This window comes from Vibrio sp. V10_P2A27P122 (assembly GCF_963874335.1).
Lineage (GTDB): Bacteria > Pseudomonadota > Gammaproteobacteria > Enterobacterales > Vibrionaceae > Vibrio > Vibrio anguillarum.
Genome location: NZ_CAWNHY010000244.1, coordinates 17,938 through 36,931, shown reverse-complemented (window position 1 = coordinate 36,931; position 18,994 = coordinate 17,938). Strand labels below are relative to the sequence as shown.

The 18,994-nt window shown below is 46.2% G+C and carries 14 protein-coding genes; 4 read left to right on the top strand and 10 right to left on the bottom strand.

The window, feature by feature from the left end:
- The gene (locus AACQ17_RS11055) at window positions 1-1,254 is read left to right on the top strand and encodes a phosphopentomutase (RefSeq protein ID WP_166538116.1); all 1,254 of its coding nucleotides are present in this window, start codon (window positions 1-3) and stop codon (window positions 1,252-1,254) included.
- 175 nt (window positions 1,255-1,429) lie between these two features.
- Here AACQ17_RS11055 and AACQ17_RS11050 read toward each other — a convergent pair whose 3' ends face one another.
- The 6 genes from AACQ17_RS11050 to AACQ17_RS11025 all read right to left on the bottom strand — a co-directional run bounded on the left by AACQ17_RS11050 (window position 1,430) and on the right by AACQ17_RS11025 (window position 11,490).
- A complete protein-coding gene (locus AACQ17_RS11050) occupies window positions 1,430-1,987 on the bottom strand; it encodes an Lcl C-terminal domain-containing protein (protein WP_017042172.1) in 558 nt (185 codons plus the stop codon).
- Window positions 1,984-3,444: an Lcl domain-containing protein gene (locus AACQ17_RS11045; protein ID WP_094147931.1), complete on the bottom strand. Its 1,461-nt coding sequence runs from the start codon at window positions 3,442-3,444 to the stop codon at window positions 1,984-1,986. Before AACQ17_RS11045 ends, AACQ17_RS11050 begins: the two co-directional genes overlap by 4 nt.
- A gap of 2 nt (window positions 3,445-3,446) precedes the next feature.
- Window positions 3,447-5,723, bottom strand: coding sequence for a proprotein convertase P-domain-containing protein (locus tag AACQ17_RS11040; RefSeq protein ID WP_094147930.1), 2,277 nt, complete (start codon window positions 5,721-5,723; stop codon window positions 3,447-3,449).
- A 9-nt stretch (window positions 5,724-5,732) separates the two neighbouring features.
- On the bottom strand, window positions 5,733-7,874 hold the full coding sequence (locus AACQ17_RS11035; protein ID WP_017045047.1) for a TonB-dependent hemoglobin/transferrin/lactoferrin family receptor: 2,142 nt from the start codon (window positions 7,872-7,874) through the stop codon (window positions 5,733-5,735).
- On the bottom strand, window positions 7,875-9,887 hold the full coding sequence (locus tag AACQ17_RS11030) for a prolyl oligopeptidase family serine peptidase (RefSeq protein ID WP_094147929.1): 2,013 nt from the start codon (window positions 9,885-9,887) through the stop codon (window positions 7,875-7,877).
- A gap of 256 nt (window positions 9,888-10,143) precedes the next feature.
- Window positions 10,144-11,490, bottom strand: coding sequence for a DEAD/DEAH box helicase (locus tag AACQ17_RS11025; RefSeq protein ID WP_026027154.1), 1,347 nt, complete (start codon window positions 11,488-11,490; stop codon window positions 10,144-10,146).
- Window positions 11,491-11,885: 395 nt separating this feature from the next.
- Here AACQ17_RS11025 and AACQ17_RS11020 point away from each other — a divergent pair, with 395 nt between their 5' ends.
- A complete protein-coding gene (locus AACQ17_RS11020; RefSeq protein ID WP_026027153.1) occupies window positions 11,886-12,155 on the top strand; it encodes an Lpp/OprI family alanine-zipper lipoprotein in 270 nt (89 codons plus the stop codon).
- Between the two features lie 108 nt (window positions 12,156-12,263).
- Here the strand turns inward: AACQ17_RS11020 and AACQ17_RS11015 are convergent, their stop codons facing one another.
- The 4 genes from AACQ17_RS11015 to AACQ17_RS11000 are packed head-to-tail and all read right to left on the bottom strand — an operon-like array spanning window position 12,264 to window position 16,398.
- Window positions 12,264-13,187, bottom strand: a complete 924-nt coding sequence (locus AACQ17_RS11015; protein ID WP_013868372.1) for a L,D-transpeptidase family protein — start codon at window positions 13,185-13,187, stop codon at window positions 12,264-12,266.
- Between the two features lie 5 nt (window positions 13,188-13,192).
- Window positions 13,193-14,605, bottom strand: a complete 1,413-nt coding sequence (gene phrB / locus AACQ17_RS11010) for a deoxyribodipyrimidine photo-lyase (RefSeq protein ID WP_094147928.1) — start codon at window positions 14,603-14,605, stop codon at window positions 13,193-13,195.
- Window positions 14,606-14,621: 16 nt separating this feature from the next.
- Window positions 14,622-15,455 (bottom strand): MerR family transcriptional regulator, encoded by an 834-nt coding sequence (locus AACQ17_RS11005; protein ID WP_013868370.1) that lies wholly within the window; start codon window positions 15,453-15,455, stop codon window positions 14,622-14,624.
- Window positions 15,445-16,398: a YbgA family protein gene (locus AACQ17_RS11000; RefSeq protein ID WP_026027151.1), complete on the bottom strand. Its 954-nt coding sequence runs from the start codon at window positions 16,396-16,398 to the stop codon at window positions 15,445-15,447. The genes AACQ17_RS11005 and AACQ17_RS11000 overlap by 11 nt, the downstream gene beginning before the upstream one ends.
- 311 nt (window positions 16,399-16,709) lie before the next feature.
- On the opposite strand from AACQ17_RS11000, the gene deoD reads away from it, so the two are divergent.
- Both deoD and AACQ17_RS10990 read left to right on the top strand, forming a co-directional pair.
- Entirely contained in the window at window positions 16,710-17,420 is a 711-nt protein-coding gene (deoD, locus tag AACQ17_RS10995) for a purine-nucleoside phosphorylase (protein WP_013868368.1), read from the top strand.
- Window positions 17,421-17,480: 60 nt separating this feature from the next.
- The gene (locus AACQ17_RS10990) at window positions 17,481-18,950 is read left to right on the top strand and encodes a lactate dehydrogenase (protein ID WP_094147927.1); all 1,470 of its coding nucleotides are present in this window, start codon (window positions 17,481-17,483) and stop codon (window positions 18,948-18,950) included.
- The last annotated feature ends 44 nt before the right edge of the window (window positions 18,951-18,994 follow it).

The following is an 18,994-nucleotide window of genomic DNA, read 5'->3' as shown; positions in this document are numbered from 1 at the left end:
ATGGCAAAATTTATCGTTGTTGTACTTGATGGCTTTGGTGTCGGTGAAATGGCGGATGTACCGCTGGTTAGGCCACAAGACTGTGGTGCGAATACCGCGGGTAAGTTACTTGCTCATTTTGCGTTGAAACGCTTGCCTACCTTAGAAAGATTGGGATTGCAAAATATTATTGCCAGCCCACAATCCGTCATGGAGATAAACCCGCAGGCAAATACCGGGCGTGCAAACTTAGCCCACGAGGGGGGCGACACCTTTATGGGGCACCAAGAAATTATGGGCACTCGTCCAACTGCCCCTCTTATCCAACCATTTCAAGTAGCATTGCCCGATATTGAATCGGCTTTGCTCGCACAAGGCTATCGCGTCAATCGCCACACAATACAACAAGTATCACTGTTGATCGTCAATGAAGGGGTGGTGATTGGTGACAATCTTGAAGCGGATTTGGGGCAAGTTTATAACTTAACTTGTAACTTTAACCGAGTGACATTTGAATCCTTGCTGGCAATAGCCGCCGTGGTGCGTAGAGCCAACTCCGTGAGTCGCAATATTGCATTTGGCGGCTCTGGGTGCGGTATCACTATGGATCAAATCTTAAGTGCTGTTGAAGTGAAACAAAACCCGACTAATGGGCAAAAGTATATCGGCATTAATGCACCCAGTAGCGGGGTATACAGTGAGGGATTTCAGGTGGCGCACTTAGGCTATGGCGTGGATGCAAAAACCCAAGTTCCTTGGTACTTACATCAGCGTAATATCCAAACTTGGCTTTATGGTAAAGTGGCCGATATCGTACAAAATCCGCATGGTTGTTCGTACACCTCGCTCGTTGATACAAACCAAATATTTCGTTTTCTTATTCGTGATTTGTGTATCGAAAAGGAGGGGTTTTTCTGCGCCAACATTCAAGAAACCGATCTTGCAGGTCACCAACAAGATCCTAAACAATACTGGACCGTTTTGGAGAAAGCCGACGAAGGCTTAAAAGACGTTATTACGAACATGAATGAAAAGGATGTATTAATCGTCATGGCCGATCACGGTAACGACCCATTCATCGGTCACACTAAACATACCCGTGAACAAGTACCACTACTGTGTTATCAAAAGGGTAAACAAGCTATATCTATTGGGCTGCGCACAACACTGTCTGATGTCGGTGCGACGGTCTGTGCTTTCTTCGGCGCGCAACTACCCGATCATGGAACACCAATCACTTCGTTGCTCAATGACCAGCAGAAATGTCATCAATGATGACAATGGTACTTCTTGGGTTTTGATCACTCATGACATCTATCAATGCCAATAAGTTTAATCACTTATTGTCAAATCAGCTCATGTTTCAACACTCTGTCTGGGAAATCAGTCATGCCGACATGACATGACTGATCCTTTTCCTTACAGCGTAAGTAGCGTCATTTCATAACACTTATTCTTCAGCCACCAGCAAAACACCAAATTCAAAATTCGGTGCGTAGTGGTAAATTTCGCCATTGACGGAATCAAAGGACCACACCTGACCACTCGCTAAATGGGGTGATTGGCTCCATAAATACGACAAGATATTGCCTGTCTCATACTTAAAGCCTTGGGCAAATGCTCTGCTATTCATCGCTGGACCAAAACACGCCATTTCAGTCAATGACACTAACTCTTTAATATTCGGCAATCGCCATTCGGCTTGGCTGGCAAATTGGTGCAATGCATGTCGGCTTTGAGGATGGTTGATAGCCGCCACTTCTTGCAAAGCACTTTGCCAACGAAACCCGGTCGCTTCGCCATCACACTGCTCCGTAGCGGCGTTCCATGTTTTACCAACTTGGCAACGCATCCACGTTAAGCCAGTGAGCTTATCTTTGATCGTCCCCTGCTCGCTGTAGACATAGCGCGTGTTGGGTGCGCTTTTCGTCATATCAGGAGAACACTCTTGAGCGACGCCGACAGCAGAAAAGATCAAGCAAGAAGCCGCGATTAAATGAGATTTCATTGGTTGTTCTCCTTGGTTGCAACAACTCGAATCGGCGAGACATAAGACGGGTCATTGTCCGCCGCCGTACTGCTGGAGTAGAGTTCAATTGGGCTACGTTCCCCTTTGGTTGCACCAGACAGCGCCGTGTAAAGATATTGCATCGAACCATCACTTTGAAATTGAGAGGTATTGAGATAAGCAATGCCAGAAGTCCACGTATGCCCATCAAAAAATTCGGTGTTCTGCGGCTGATGCGGGAAATAGTCCCGGTTGAAACCAACCGCATCGTCACCCAATTCGCCTAAATCGAGCATCATGTATTGCTCGCTGTTGGTCGGTAAACGCCACGTTTGTAACCCACACAATTTATCTTGATTGATACGATTGATGTAATCTTGCGTAGTGCAAATAGTATCACCTGCCGCCTGACAGGAAGCAGCCGTCACATCTTTTGCAAAAGGGATAAACTTATCGGCAATTTCTAATGCAAACAACCGTTCTTTATAGTTCAAAGACGCCGCATCTTCTGACTTCACTTCCCAAATAAGTCCACTGTAAACATCTTTAACGCATGACCAATCGCTCGCTTCAGCCTCAAGTTCATTGCCAGCCGCATCTAATTTGATGAACGCAAAGCTCTTACCCGTCACGCCATTTTTGGCGGTAATATCTAGGCCATATTCAGCATCTTGACCGGGATAATCAGCATCAGCCTGCGCTTGTGCGCCTTGATCGGAATAGAACTGAATAATGCCCGTGTCTTGCAGAGGTCGCTCTTCCGATACTTGCGCCATCAATGTATTAGCATATTCGGTCATCTTTTCGCCAGAAACGATCTCAGAGGCAATCAGTGGTGTGTTTTTTGCCATGGTTTGCCCAAGCGTTGCCAGCAAATCAATTCGTTCACTTGCTTTCGCTTTTTGGAGCAACACGACAGCATTAGCATCCAATATTGCCAATGCTGTGTGGCTAAAGTTTTGTGAAATATCACCATTCACTTCAACACCTAATTGCAAAAGCTGCTCGGCAAGCAAGCGATTCGCTTCTTTCTCCGTATTTCCATCCAGCATAATGCCGGCAAAAATAGAACTCACACCGTTGAGGATGTTGCCACTGCTTTTGCCCAGCGCCGGCGCAATCAGGATCGATGATTGGCTGGTTTGGCGACTTCTCGTCATGACACTAATGCCAGTAGAAACGTCAGCCACAATAGGAAAACGGTAGATTTGAGTGCTGTCACTCGTGAGGGTGTAGCGCCCTTGGCTATCGGCTTGCGTGCTGATTTCGCCCACATCACAGGCAAAGTTTTGGTTAGAATCAATGCAGACAGTGGCATCAAGTGCGACGTTTTGCGCTTGAATTTGCCCGCTAATTTTATGGCTGGGTAAAGATGTATTAGCTACATCTCCACTTCCACCGCCACCACAACCAGCCAGTAAAAGTGCCAGCGAAAGTGTTGAAAGTCTTAAGTGCATAGTTATGTGTTCTTCAGTTTAAGTGAAAAAATAGCCAACAAATTACGTCGTCTTATAGCGAATGCCGCGAGAGGAAGTAATAAGAGCAGTGAAGTCGAACCGCCACCTGTTTCAGGTGAAAGTGCGTTGGTCACAGGTTGAGGGCATTGATAGCCCGCTAGGCGACCTACCCCCCATTCAATCAAGGTGCCGGAATTTCCCGGGTTGTAGTCAACTACTTCCAAACGCCAGTAGCCGCTTAGGGCTTCGCCTTGTAAAGAGCCCAATATGGCATCATGTGCCAGCACCCAATAGTCATCAAAACCATTGATGGCCGATGGTGCTTGGTTGAGTAATTCGACGCGTGTCCCTGCGGGTGAAATTAAGGTAACGCGCAGCTCTTGTAGTTCTGGGTGGGATAACTGCAGGCGAACCACAAAATCTTCATCAATCAATACATTGCCAGCATCGAGCGTCAATCCATAGCTCTTAAATCCGGACGTAACCGTGTCTGTACTGTCAATACTGGCGCCTTTCAATACTGAATTTATCGCTACTGGCGGCGTTGCAAGCTGTGGCTTACCCACGATAAACGATAAAGTTTGCTTGTCAGATTGCATCGCAAGGTACGGTTGATATTGATAACTCGATTCAAATAGTAGAGTCTGTTTGACGCCGCAGGTGTACGTGGTTGGCAGCGCGATGCTCCATTGCTGCTGCTGGAATTTTTCGCTAGCGAAAGTAACGGTTTCACCTTGCAAAGTGGCTACCGTTTGTAAACTTGCTTGGCGATCCGTGGCCTGAATGTGCACGTTCAGCGGATCCGTTGGCACCACAAATCGACGTTCCAACAGGAATTTGAAGGGTTCTTGGACTAAGTTATGTTGCTTAAATTGCTGTAATAGCATCGCATCATAAGCGCGATGCGGGTACAGCTGTTTGGCGGTATACAGCATGCTTTCACTCAAATCATGCATTTTTAGACCACGACCTAAGCCGTACATTGATTCAAGAACAATACGGTCAAATTCAGCAAACGCTTCTTGACCGTACTCATTCACGGCCTGTTTCAGCGCTTGAAATAAAGGGGTAGACCACAATTCATCACCCAACTCACCTGCTACACTTTCATGCGCTCGATACTCTGCGGATGCAAAATATTTTGCCCGCTGATTCCACAAACTGCGTGTCGAAATACGAGCACCAAAATAGCCATCCCAATTAAACACGGTGTCAATTTCGAACGCTTTTCCTTGTGCATATTGGCGGCGAAAACTGTGCGAACCCGCCCAATAGTCACCAAAGCCTTCACCAATCGCGCCCGAATGTCCATAAGCCCAATCGGGAACGATTTGATAATGAATTCCATGCCCAAGTTCATGGGTAACCACGTCGGCATCTAATGCATCGGGCGAGCCCCCAACACCAAACAACACCGCTTTCGGGCCAACATAATAAGAAGAGTTGTTGCTAGATAAACCTCTCGCATCAAACCTCACGGGTTCACTAAACAGGGAAAAACCGAGCTGTTTGGTATAATCAATCGATTGATCAAGATGGTAAAAAGCCATCAGCTGTACAAAGCGATCATCAAGCATCTCCATGGAGATAATTTCAGCATCTGAATTCCATTGCGCCACGTCTTCAGCGCTAAGTAAGCCAACACCGCTATCAACCCACTGCTTGGCATCATCTTGTTGCTGTATGGCGGTGGCATCAACTTGTCGTACTCGTTCATTGGCTAAGTAATATTTACCTGCACTTTGCAACATCTCGACATTCACACTTTGGTAGTGCGGCTGGTTTGGGTAATCAGCAAGGTCATTCCACGCCGAATCTGGTGCAGGCAGTTGATCCATGGTTCTTAAATCGGGGTCAAAAAGTTGCACATTGATGCTCTGCACATCTCCTGATGAGAGCGAAGGCGGTTCATTCGCCATCAATCGGCGGGGCGATTCGAGCTCTGCCGCTACCAATGCAACGCCATCTCGCTCGACTGTATTGTGCAAACTTTTGAACACGCGCGTCACTACGCCAGACTGATCGGTCGAGAGCACTAACGCTTTTTGCGGTTGGTATTGGCCGTTCTGCCATACATCAAAGTTGTAATGATTTCCCAGTAAACTCTCGGTTTGATAACGAAACTTCAGTGTCCCAACATCAGGATAAAGCGAGCTCAAATACAGCTCAGCCGACTCTTTCGTTGCAATGGTCGTTTTCGCCAGTGGATAGTCCCACTCCCCCGCAAAGGCGGAATGGCTCAAGCATAGCAAGGTGCTCAGAACGATAATTTTTTTCATCTCTAGCTCCTAAAACACGTATTTAGCCGTAGCGGTAAAGTAACGCCCGGGCTCAGTGGAATAGAGAGTTTGACTTTGACTTACACCCGCGACGTCTTGATAACGAACGTATTCACGGTCGAATAGGTTCATGATGTTGAGACTCACATCAAGGTCACGCATCACTTGATAACTCACGCCAAGATCGACCGTAGACCATGCCGACGTTTGCGCGCATTGCGCTTTACGGCCTATATCATCAGAGCATGCTGGTGCTCGGTCCATCGAACTCGCCCAGTTCCAACGTGCGTAGGCATCCCAATCTTGCTGCTGGTAATTTAGTTGTCCATTTCCTTCCCACGGCGTGATGGTACGAACGTATTCATCTTGATCATCTTTGCCATCCACATAACCCGCTTTGAACGTGGTTGACCATTGTTGATTCAGTTGATGAGCGAAGGTGAACTCCACGCCATACGTTTCGACGCCATTAATATTTTGGTACTGCTTGATCCAAGCGCCTCTATCGCTATCAAATCCCACGTCTTTAGTGTCCATGAAATTGTCAAAGAGAGAGTAAAAAACCGCGACATAAGCTTGAGATTGGCCATTATCGTATTTTGAACCCAACTCAAAACTATCACTGGTTTCAGCCTGTAAATTCATGTTCGGCGCGATAAAAAACGGCGTCAGTGGAACAAAGCTGTGGTCTGCCGCACCGTAGGCTTTGTCATAGGTCGGAGCGCGGTAGCCGTGGTTGTAACTGAGGTAACTGTTGAATGATGGCGTCCACTGGTAAGCTACGGATGCGCTCGGTGACCATTCACTGGTTTGAATTTCACTAACAGCAAAACCAGCAATAGGTTGCTCTGACTGAGGAGTAAGGTTATTCAAATCAAAACGTAAACCAGCGCTAAATGTCCACTGGTTAAGGCTGAATCTATCTTGCAAATAGACGCCCAAACCATAGGCCTTCGCCGGTGCAAACGGAATAATATTTTCGTAGGTTTCCCCATTGGAATCCTTGGTATCCACGTGACGAGGGCGTTCATAACGATTGGTATTAAGCACTGCACCGTAAATAAATTGGTGTTCGATGTTGTGGACTCGTGCTGCTTTTTCTAAATCAACCGATAGCCCTATCAACTGATCAGAAAAACTTTCATCGCGTCTCTCACGACGAAATTCAAGGGTGTCGAAAAAGGCATGTTCTTTGGTCAATAAGCGATTGGTTTGAGTATCACTTTGACTATCACGCCAGTAAAGCTTGGCGTCCACATGGTCTGCCCAGAAAGAAAGGGTATCTAATTGCACCCCCAATGATGCCGATAAGGTTTGGTGCTGTTCCTGTTCAAAAAATTCTTTGCTTTCCCATTTGTCATCGCGTTGAATGGAAGCAATGCCTTCTTTGCGGATGTTTTCATCTTTATAGGCGTTAAATTTTGCACTGAGTAACAGCGAATCATTGACCATGTGATCGTGAGCTAACGATGCACTGAATCCTTCAATATCTCGGTTATAGAGATCTTGGTTAAAGTTGCGTGTCTCTTCACCTTGCCAATATGAAATGGTCACCAAGCTTTCACCATTTCCATTGCGCACCGCTAGCGTGCTACTGCTCTTATATTGATTGCTGATCCCTGTGTAGGAGCCAGAGGCATCAATATAGAAATCACGTCCTTGCAAATAATCCGCCGGCGATTTTGTGGTGACAACCACAACGCCGCCGATCGCGCCCGAACCATGAATGGTAGACCCTGCCCCTTTCACAACCTCAATGCTTTTTATGTTGTCTAAGGCGAAAGTATTGCGGCCTACCTTATCGTTAATGTCATTGGCACCATAGCCGTCCGATGCGGCGACGCCATCTTGAATGATCGCAATGCGGTTGCCCGTCATCCCTCGAATCGTGATGTTTTGTGGCCGACCAGCGCCACCCGTAACACTGATTCCGGGTTCATGACTCAATACATCATACAGTTCTGTCGCGCCTTGTTTTTCAATGGTTTCACCGTCAATCGCTGATATTGAGCCGGCGACTTTTGACAGCGGCTGTTCTACTTTATTGGCACTCACCACCACTTCTTCAAGCTTGGTTAGGCTGAATTCGGCATGCACTGACCCTACCGCAAGCACGCTAAGCACCGCTGCGGTGATTGGAGAAAGCTTCATTTACTGCTCCGCTTTTTTGTTTTTATCTATGGTAAGAAGAAAGGCGTATTCCACGGCCTGTTGCTGTAGTGCCTTACGTGAATCGCTACTGTGCCCGCTATTGAAGTCCGTCCATAACAAGTAAGGCCCGCTACCCGTGCTCATCAGCGACATTTTTTCTATGTATTTCGCGCCTTCCCAATAAGGGACACGGTTATCAAACCACCCGACACGGACGAGGGTTGGCGGATAAGGTTTGGCTTGAATATTGAGTAGTGGGTCATAAGCTTCAATTGCTGAGCGTTGCAATGGCTGGCTAGGATCTCCCCACTCTTCTCGCTGCTGCACCGAGAGTGAAGAGGAGTCTTCTGTGGACATGCTTCTAAGCACATCCACAAAAGGCACTTGCAGCACCACTCCAGCAAAAAGTGCTGGGTTTTGATTAACCGCGGCCGCAACTAAGGTTCCACCAGCGCTGCCGCCAATCGCATAAATAGCGCGTTGGCCGTTATTAAAATGCTGCAATGAAGAGGCGACGTTCAGGAAATCCGAGATGCCTATTTTTTTCAGAATGCCAGACCCAGCGCGGTGCCATGATTCTCCGTGATAGCCACCACCGCGCACATGAGCAATCGCATAAATTACGCCTTGATCCAATAAACTGATCACTTGTGGCATAAAGTACGGACGCATCGCGACGCCATACGCGCCGTAGCCATAAAGAAAGACGCTGGACTGTGCGCTCAAGGTGTCTTTTCGGTACGCCAAAGTGACAGGAATAGCCACGCCATCAACATCCACCACAATCTGTTGTGACTCATACTGTTCCGGTAAATAAGCAGGATAGTGGTCTTGACCCAGTCGCTTCCATTGTAAGCTTGCCACATCAAACTCACGCCAAACTCCTGCAGAAACCATCGACATTGAACGCACCCGCAGTTTATTGCTTTGCCAATCACCGTTACGAGAGACCCAAGCGACCTCACTTTCTGTTGCCAAAGGCTGTGATGCTCTCAACTTTCCATGCTGATCCATAATGGCCAGTTGAGAATGCTGTGCTTGGTTGGTTTTAACCACAACGCCAGCTTGATATAAATAAAAATTATCCAGCGTGGAATGATCATCTGGAGCATAAAAAAGCTGCCAAGGGTTTTCATTCATGCTCAGTAATCGACGGTAGAGTGCAAACTTGCCGTTGAGGTTACTATTGATGTAGAGCCAACCATTAGCAACGTCTGCGTAGTATTCAATACCCGGCTGTGCGGCACGAAGCGGAAGGCTTAAGTGAGAGCTGTTAGTCTCTAAAATACGTTGTTCACTGCTGTTTTCGTTGTTGACTTGCACGAGGGCAAAATGCGGATCCGCCGCCAAATAGAGAGACACGATCCACTGCGGATCAGCCCACTCCCATAGGGTTTTTGTCTGCTTGCTCAGCACATCATAGCGCTGCAATAAGCTAGAAGAACGGCTTTCTTCTGCCGCCAAAAAATAGAGGTATTGGCCATTTTCAGACCAAATCGCTTGAGTCGTTGCAGATTGGCTAAGCACGATTTCCTGCTTCGATACACGATCCAGCAGCGTCAGCGTGTAGTGCTCTTCCCCAGTCAAATCTTCGCTTAATGCAATAAAGCGGTCCCCTTTTGCCACCGCCCAATTGGCTAACTGGTAATAATCTGATTGCTGCTGTCTTACACTGATATTGACCAATCGCTCAATTGGGCTGTCTTCTGCGGTCTTTTTAACAACAAAACGTTCACCCTTAATTACTTGATCATGATAGTAATTTTGGTACTGGATGAGCCAAGGTATCGGTGCTTTTACGCTCTTATTCTCTGACCATGTTTTGACTAGTGCATTAGAAAGTGGTGTGGCTTGATTGAGCCACTGTTGTGTTTTTTTATTGTGATCTTCAAGGTGTGCTCGAACCTTAGGCTGGCTACGCGAGCCATCTTCCAGCCACTGCAGTGACTCACCATAAGATGAATGAAAACAAGACAAACCAACAATAAAAGCAATGATATTGAGTAATTTCATTATGATCAGTGAAAACATAGCCAATTATTATAATGAGGCGCAGCTTGCCATTAAACGATAATGAGATCAATTATCATTTTTATATAAAATAGAGAAATTATGAAATTTATATGGGTGAACGTTTGCGTGTATATAAAAACACCGCCAATTTGGCGGTGTTTTTATAATTAGGGTGAGGTTGTCTCAGCAAATACTGGCATTGAGTCCGTCAGCAGATTCGATTGACCGAAAGGTCACGCTGACAAGACGCTCGCTGTTACTCATCGTCAACTTTAGGTGCAACTCTCTTTTTCGGCACAAATACCGCATCACCCACTGCCACATTCTGATAAAAGGTTTTATCGCGTTTAACGGGCTTTTTATTGGCGGTGTGCGCCTTGGGCTTAGTACTTTTAGTCTTAGCGGCTGCGTTTTTCTTAAAGGCCGGAACGCGTGGTTTTAGTCCGGTAAATTTACCTTTCAGATCATCAAATTGAGAGAACTCGATATCTTGCTGCAAAAAGGCTTCCACGCGCTTGAAGCTGTCCCAATCTTTTGGGCCAACCAGCGAGATTGCATCACCTTTATTACCCGCACGGCCTGTACGACCAACACGGTGCACATACTCTTCCGTATGTTTGGGCATATCAAAGTTAATCACGTGCGTCACGTTCGCGATATCAAGGCCGCGTGAAGCCACATCCGTCGTGACCAAAATTTTAAATACAGCGCGCTCAAACTGGCTCATGATGGTGTTGCGTTGGTTTTGATTTAAATTACCACTCAACGCAACGGCTTTCAGTTTCTGCTCGTTGAGTTTAAGCGTTAAACGCTCAGTATCAGAACGGGTCGCGGTAAAAATGATCACTTGTCGATATTCGGCTTCTTGCAGCACGCGTTCGAGTAAGGCTTCTTTGTGATCGAGATGATCGCAGAGGTAGAATTTTTGGGTGATGTCTTTATGCTCTTCGTTGACAACACCAATCGAAATGCGTTTTGGATCTTTAAGCAACTCGGTACCAAAGTCATTCACTTGGCCGTGATCAAGCGTTGCGGAAAACATCAGTGTTTGGCGACGACGGTGGTTCGCTGCATGATGAATACGGCGTAGTTCCGGAGCAAAACCTAGGTCCAGCATGCGGTCAGCTTCATCAAGGATCAGCGTATCTAAACCATCAAGACGCAACGAGCGGTGCTCTAAGTGATCCGCTAAACGACCGGGAGTCGCTACAATAAAACGGGGGAAACGGCGCAGTGCTTTTACTTGGTCGTTAAAGTTTTCACCGCCCACAATCAGCGTTGCTTCGTAGCTCAACCCACTGAGCATAGTACGCAGCTCACCGTACACTTGTTTGGCCAGCTCACGTGTCGGAGCGAGAATCAGAGCTCTAGGGTCTTTTGCTGATAACGCTTTAGTTTTGAGAGACTTATGCAGCATTGGCAAAACAAACGCTAATGTTTTACCCGAACCAGTCTTAGAGGATGCCAACAAATCTTTACCTGCAATCGCCACGGGAACCGCTTGTTGTTGGATCTCTGTCGCTTGTTTGAAGTCATAGTGTTTGAGGGTCTTCAATAAGCGATTGTCTAAGCCTAAATCTTTAAACTGCAAAGGATTCTCCAAAAATTTGTAAAGTTGCCACAATAAATAGGGCAAGAGGTCAAAATGAAAACGCAATATGATAGCCCGAAAGGCGCTTAGATAGATAGAGATCACATAAAAATAATCAGCACGCACACTTTTTCAAGGCATAAGAAGATAGAAAATACGTCTCTTAACGATGAGACATAGCGGAGTAAATGAGCATAAATTGAAATTCTTGGATTATTTTGACGTTCGGCTACTGGGTGAACGCTAGAATAGTGTCTACAATTGAGTTCGTCACTATATGATGATTTCCAAACAAGCGTATACCCAAACAACTTGACGTTGCAGGTAAACAGCACCGCTGTAGCTTCAAGTAGGAAAAGTATAATAGGGCGTCATTGATAATAATCTTACAAACAAGGAGTTCAATAATGAATAAGATGTTAATTGCAGCTGCAGCCTCTTCTGTACTTCTACTTGCTGGTTGCGCATCAGGCCCTGATGACGCAGCAATGACGAAAATGGATCAGCTAAGCAACCAAGTTAGCCAACTCAGTGATCAAATTTCTGCACTTAAGAGCGAGCAATCGACACTTTCGTCTAAAGTAAGCCAAGCGGCTGATGCCGCTGCCGCTGCGCAAGAAGAAGCGGCTCGTGCAAACGAGCGTATCGATAATATTGCTCAGTCATACACGAAATAATTTCGTTATATTCCATAGCTGAAATTGCTTAAAAGGCTTGTTAATTCAAGCCTTTTTTATTGCTGCTATTACATGGTTCACCATTAATGAACTCATCAACTTCTTTAATTACTCCAATGAGGTTGAAAAATCTGCAGCCACAACTTCGACAGGCACACCATTTTGCGCCAAGATCACCGCTCTCGCTTTCGCATCTGATTTGTTAAATTCATCCAACCACCAGCGAAGTTCTTGCGGTACCTGTAACTCTTTTTTACTGCCGTTACTGCGCGTCAAAGGTTCATGAGCTTCAAGAAATACGCTTCGATCTGGCTCTAAGGCTAATTTTATCGGCTCATCAATCACTTTCACTTTCTCGCCACGCTGGACCTGCTTAAACAGCCATTCAATATCCTTGGGATCCATACGAATACAACCAGAGCTGACTCTCATACCAATACCAAAATCTTTGTTGGTACCGTGGATCAAATAATCACCCGCACCATAAGCGAGACGAAGCGCGTATTCACCAAGCGGGTTATCTGGCCCAGCGGGCACCACCGCAGGCAGTTCAATACCTTTCGCTTTATATTCAGTGCGGATCGATTGAGGAGGTGTCCAAGTTGGGTTCGGCCGTTTTTGGCTGATAGTGGTTTCCATTTCGGGCGTGTCACGACCAATACGGCCAATACCGACGGGGAAAATATGCACTTTGCGTTTTTCAGGCTCAAAATAATAGAGCCGCAGTTCCGCTAAGTTGATGACGATGCCTTCGTAAGCCACGCGCGGTAAAATAATTTGTGACGGAATGGTTAGCACAAACTCTTGCTGCGGCAAAAATGGGTCAATTCCTTTGTTAGCCGCCATCAAAGATAAAAACCCAACATCGTACTGTTTTGCAATTTGCGCTAAGGTTTCGCCCTGCTCAATCACGTGATATTGAGTTCGGCCAACCATGCTACTGCCTTCGGCAGGAAAATCATAAGTCGCGGCAAACGCGTTCACACTGAGCGCACCCCAGCAACAACACAAAGAGAGTAGCTTGCGTAGCATGGTGATCAAGTATCCTTGGCGTCTTTATAGAGCTGTAAGGTTATCTCTCTTTCTACTTTATGATCAACCATTGGCGCGGGATATGACAAGGAATTGACGGCAGGGAATTTCCAAGGCATGTGGATGTACTTATCTGGCAACGAAGCCAATTCAGGTACCCACTGACGAATAAAATCACCTTTCGGATCAAAACGTTCCCCTTGGCTGGTAGGATTAAAAATTCGAAAATAAGGTTGCCCATCACACCCTGTTGAGGCGCACCACTGCCAACCGCCATTGTTCGATGCATAATCGCCATCCACTAATGTTTGCATAAAATATTGTTCGCCGAGTCGCCAATCGATATGCAGATCTTTGGTTAGAAAACTGGCCACAACCATCCTTAATCGGTTATGCATCCACCCCGTTTTGTTCAGTTGGCGCATCGCCGCATCGACAATAGGGAACCCGGTTTGACCCTGCTGCCAACGTTCAAAGGCCGTTGAGTTCTCCCACCAAGAGACATGTTTCCCCCAAGGTGCAAAATCTTTTCCTTTACAGAGATCAGGACGGAACCCGATCAGATGCTGATAGAATTCACGCCAAATAATTTCGCTCAGCCAAGTTTGCGCCCCTTCAGACAACCCAATATGTTGCGATTCAGCGTATAGACGCGCCATACATTGACGCGCAGAAAGCGCCCCTATTGCGAGATAAGGTGACAGTGCGCTGGTCGAATCCAACGCGGGAAAATCACGCTGCTGGTGGTAATTCTGTACCTTATCACGGCAAAACTGACGTAATTTAGCGCGAATTGCATCGAACTCGACCACCCAATGATCACTGCTGATGCGTGGATAGCTGAACGAGCGGTGTTCGCTCCACAGCAACGGCTCAAGATCCTTTATGCGTTTATAATGTGCAGAAATAGGCGTTGGTAAAATTTGAGGAATAGCCGCTTGTGATAACCACGCTCGTTTAAAAGGCGTAAAGACTTTGAAATAATCACCTTGCTTGTTTTTGACCAAACCGGGGGCAATAATGCACTTATCGTCGTATGCTCGCCACTCGATCTGGCGCTCTAGGCAAAACTGGCTCGCCATCTCATCACGCTGCAACTCATTGATTTCATACTCGCGATTAACCAACACTGCGCTGGCATTAAGCTGCTTAGCCATGGTGGCAATCTGCTGCGCAGCATCAGCGTAATCATCGACTTCCTCATACAGCAGAGCAATATTGAGTGCTTGCAGTTCACGTTGCAGCTCAAATAAACGCCGATAAATAAGATCCGCCTGCATCGGAGCAAGATGGTGTTTTTGCCACTGTGCTGGCGTTGCAATGAATACGGCAACAACAGGTTCTTCACCATCAATGGCGGCATGTAATGCCGTATTATCAACGGATCGTAAATCTCGGCGCAGCCAGAGTAATTTCACTGTACATCCTTACTGATTAATCTAACGAATGGTGCAGACGAGCAACCACATCTGACAACGAAAGCTTATCTCCCAGTGAGATACGCAATTTCCGTAACGCTTGAACTTGCTGCTCGGTTAGTGCTCGGTTGGCAAACAGCGCAACCTGTTGGTAGTTTGCTAAAGCATCATGATCAACAAGAGCGGTAAGATCTTCGACACCATCTAAGATAGTGAGGTTATAACCAGCTTCCACCTTTCCCACGAACCATAGCCAAGCCAGTATGCTCGATGTTGGATCAAGATTAACGCAAAGACATTTTCCTTTAGTTGCCGCTTTGTTTTCCGCTTCAATGATCGAGCTCAACTTGCTTATCATCAGTGCCTGAAAAAGCCCTTTTTGCAAACTGCGCAACGGTCCTTTAACCCGCTCTAACGTGTCGATGACAGGAAAGACAAACTGCTGCTCAACAATCTCTAACGGATACTCTTTCAATACTGTAGCAATGGTTGATTCCGCTTTGCCTTTATTGAGATCCACTAAAGCTTGCAGCAATTGTTCTTGCTCTAAAAGCTCTGAACCATGATTTGCCAAAGTATCAATGATGCTTTCACTGCCACTGAGCAATGCACTCACTTTGCCAATCGAAACCCCTTTCGCCAGCCAACCTTGAATAGTGCGAATCGTCGCAATATCCTCTTGTGAATAAAGGCGATGCCCTTTTTCCGTGCGCTGTGGCTGAACGAGGTGATAGCGGCGCTGCCATGCACGCAAGGTAACGGGCTTTACTCCAGTCATCTCGGCAACGTCTCGAATAGCGTATAATTTTTCAGTCATCATGTTTTCAGTCAGTGGGTTCTCATAGTCCATAACGTAACCTTAGCGTTTGTGGATAAGGCGATAAATAGTGCTGTTGCTGCAGATAAGCATCGGGATACATTTTTATGTAATGTTTGAGCAACGTAATAGGCGCAAGTAAAGGAAGCTCGCCAGTTCGATAGTCATCAATCAATTGCGCTAACTCCACTTTCTGCTCTTTGTTTAAGGCTCGTTTGAAATAACCCTGAATGTGCATCAAAACATTGGTGTTATTTTTACGGCTCGCTCTGTGTTTAAGCGCATCCATTAGCCCTTGGCGATAGTGCTCAATAAAATACTGTGGCGGATGCTGCTTGACTTCAGCCACCAAACGGCCGAGTTCTCGATACGCTTGCGGGTGATGCGCCATTAGCGTCAATTTGTAACGTGAATGAAAGGCCACTACTTTGCCCGGTGTCGGGTTGTCACCTATCGATTGATAAAAGTCATGTAAACAGTAGACACGCGTAATGAAGTTTTCGCGAAGCACAGGATCATGCAAACGGCCATCTTCCTCTACAGGCAACCACGGCATTTTACGCATCAAAGTGGCGGTATAAAGCCCAACACCCTCTTTGTCTGCTCGTTGATGCTTATAGACTTTGACTCTTTCCATGCCACATGTCGGGGATTTCGCACAAACGATATAACCACACAATTTCATCAATTCGAGCTCATCAACTTTTCGTTCTGAGAAATCGAACATGGCTTGCGTGTAATCTTTGGTTTCATCTTTAGTTTCAACCAGCGCTAAACGCTCTTCGTGAGAGATCAGGCGAATGGTAGGCCTTGGCACGGTTAAGCCAATCGCAACCTCTGGGCAAACGGGTATGAAAGAGAAATAATTCGTTAACTCTTTGGTCACAAAGTCACTCGCTTTGTGGCCAGAATCAAAACGGACTTGCTCTCCCAGCACACATGCACTGATCCCGATACGAATTTCTGGATTACTCATCGCCGCCTCATATACAAAAATATTTGTTGTATAATGTATAGCACACTCCAACCACCTTATACAAAATATATTTATGTACACATAAAAGGTAAACGTTTACCCAAATCGATTGCCTTACCACTTTCAACATTTTTAGTTATCAATGAGCCACGAAAAGGGTATTAACCTCCATTCTGTGACAAATCTCTCAAGGAACAGTGTCAGGTCTAGCTAGTATTGCCTCAACAAAACACATCAGATTCAACAGAATTAGTAATTTAATCCACTTATTGCGGATAAATCGCTGACTCGAAAACTTTGGAGTAACAACGATGGCAACCCCACACATTAATGCGCAAGTTGGTGATTTCGCTGAAACCGTTCTAATGCCAGGCGATCCATTACGTGCAAAATACATTGCTGAAACTTTTTTAGATGATGCTAAACAGGTTTGTGATGTTCGCAGTATGTTCGGTTATACCGGTACTTATAAAGGTAAAAAAGTATCCGTTATGGGCCACGGTATGGGCATTCCATCATGCTCGATTTATGTTCACGAGTTGATTTCAGAATACGGTGTAAAAAATATCATCCGTATTGGTAGCTGTGGCGCAGTTCGTGACGATGTCAATCTAATGGATATCGTTATTGGTATGGGTGCTTCAACCGATTCCAAAGTTAACCGCATCCGTTTTAACAACCACGATTTTGCCGCGATTGCGGATTACGGATTGCTTGAAACGGCCGTCAATCAAGCACGCGCACAAAACGTGCCCGTGAAAGTAGGCAACGTGTTTTCCGCTGATCTGTTCTACACACCTGAAGGTGATTTATTCGAAAAAATGAATAAGCTTGGCATCTTAGGTGTGGATATGGAAGCGGCCGGTATTTATGGCGTTGCAGCGGATCTAGGCGCAAAAGCATTGACGATTCTTACGGTGTCAGACCACATCATTCGCGGTGAGAAATTAAGCTCTGAAGATCGCCAAACCTCTTTTAACGACATGATGAAAGTCGCGCTTGAAACAGCGATTAGTATCTAATTTTTAAACCTCAGCTGCTCACCCAAATTGGCAGCCTTAAATTACCCCGAGGGGGCGATTGTGTCCAACGACCAACTACCCAAGGACGCAGATGGTTTACAACTCAACTTTTGTAAAACATTGGCGTGTGACAACTTTGGACTGAGTGAAGCCGAACGGTACGTTCTGCAGCGCGTAAACCCGAAGCGTCCAACGATGGTTTGTCGTGAATGTGGAGCTTTCCCCCCCTTACTTAACAACCGAGAAGTGTTAAACGAATTACACCGTTTAAGACAGCTTCACAGCGACGGGTTGCCCGCTTGTCGCAGTGATGATTGCCAAAATTTCGGTTTATCTGTTCATACACACAAACACCTCTATCACGCTTTTGGCTACAGCGGCGATCGCCAGCGATACCGTTGCAAAGCTTGCCAGAGTACCTTTGTTGATAAGTGGTCAGGAGCCAACAAAAAACTCGCTTTTCAAGAAACCTTACTCGGCCTACTCTTCATGAGTTATTCGGTGCGAGAGATTTGCCGTAAATTATCCATCAACCCAAAAACGTTTTATGATCATGTCGAGCACATTGCCAGTCGCTGTCGGCGAAAACTGGCCATGATTGATGCGCGTTGGGTGAATCATGCAAACCAATATGAACTGGCTTGCAATTACATCCCGCTCCAGCCCCATAGCGACAACGGCGTATTGTGGTTTGCAACAGGTGAAGCCAAAACAGGTTATATACTCTGTCAGCACGTAAACTATTCCGCCAATGAAGAGCCTGCAGGCGAGCTTGATCACAACCCCTATCACTCGCCCGCGCGTTTTGTTTCTCGTGAACATTCATCCGAAGCGAATCTACCCACTCCTGACGCATCTCCGCTATTGCGCGAGCGTATTGATCAGAAATACCAAACGATTTTAGCCCGCGGTAATGTTGAAGACCCCATGGGTAACCTCACCACTTTTCATTACCCTTCTAAAGGCGCCTTGATTCGCCCTCCTTACACCTCTTATGCTCACTTCCTCCACGTGCTGGATTTGTGCCTTGAAGATAAGCGAGTTTCTATCTATCTGCCTCAAGATCCGGTTTTACGTTCTGCCGCATTGAGCGTCTGCTTGCCGCGAATCAAGCGTAAGAATGTTGACTTGATGTACGTTGAGGAAGATCCGCAATGGCAAAATGGACATTCCGTGAATAAAACGGACATTGTTCACATGGGATGGTGGCGAGATCGCTGGGCTATTGCCAATCAGGCGCAGGCTGCCAAAGGTGTTTGCTATTTGGCAGGAGACAATCCAACACCCGAAGCTTGGCTCGATAAAGCATCGATTAAGCAAACAGAGTTCTATCAAAAACGCTTCCAACTGTTGTTCGCAAGCTTTATCAACGAACCGAGGCGTAAACTTCGCCCTGGCGGCCTACAACCAATGCTGGATATTTTTCGTGCTTGGCACAATCTGTGCTACCAAGATAAACATGGATTCACCGCCGCCCAAAATTTGGAATTAACTAAACATCCACTGACATTGAAAGAACTACTCTCTTAGATTTTTAGGTTATATTTAGACTGTGGATTGTGAAGTAGCGCAGA

Excerpts from the sequence above, each read along its gene's own strand:
- AACQ17_RS11005 (WP_013868370.1), bottom strand. The coding sequence starts at position 15,455 with ATGGACTATGAGAACCCACTGACTGAAAACATGATGACTGAAAAATTA.
- deoD (WP_013868368.1), top strand. The coding sequence starts at position 16,710 with ATGGCAACCCCACACATTAATGCGCAAGTTGGTGATTTCGCTGAAACC.
- AACQ17_RS11000 (WP_026027151.1), bottom strand. The coding sequence starts at position 16,398 with ATGAGTAATCCAGAAATTCGTATCGGGATCAGTGCATGTGTGCTGGGA.
- AACQ17_RS11015 (WP_013868372.1), bottom strand. The coding sequence starts at position 13,187 with ATGCTACGCAAGCTACTCTCTTTGTGTTGTTGCTGGGGTGCGCTCAGT.
- AACQ17_RS11050 (WP_017042172.1), bottom strand. The coding sequence starts at position 1,987 with ATGAAATCTCATTTAATCGCGGCTTCTTGCTTGATCTTTTCTGCTGTC.
- AACQ17_RS11055 (WP_166538116.1), top strand. The coding sequence starts at position 1 with ATGGCAAAATTTATCGTTGTTGTACTTGATGGCTTTGGTGTCGGTGAA.
- AACQ17_RS11045 (WP_094147931.1), bottom strand. The coding sequence starts at position 3,444 with ATGCACTTAAGACTTTCAACACTTTCGCTGGCACTTTTACTGGCTGGT.
- AACQ17_RS11035 (WP_017045047.1), bottom strand. The coding sequence starts at position 7,874 with ATGAAGCTTTCTCCAATCACCGCAGCGGTGCTTAGCGTGCTTGCGGTA.
- AACQ17_RS11030 (WP_094147929.1), bottom strand. The coding sequence starts at position 9,887 with ATGAAATTACTCAATATCATTGCTTTTATTGTTGGTTTGTCTTGTTTT.
- AACQ17_RS11040 (WP_094147930.1), bottom strand. The coding sequence starts at position 5,723 with ATGAAAAAAATTATCGTTCTGAGCACCTTGCTATGCTTGAGCCATTCC.
- AACQ17_RS11020 (WP_026027153.1), top strand. The coding sequence starts at position 11,886 with ATGAATAAGATGTTAATTGCAGCTGCAGCCTCTTCTGTACTTCTACTT.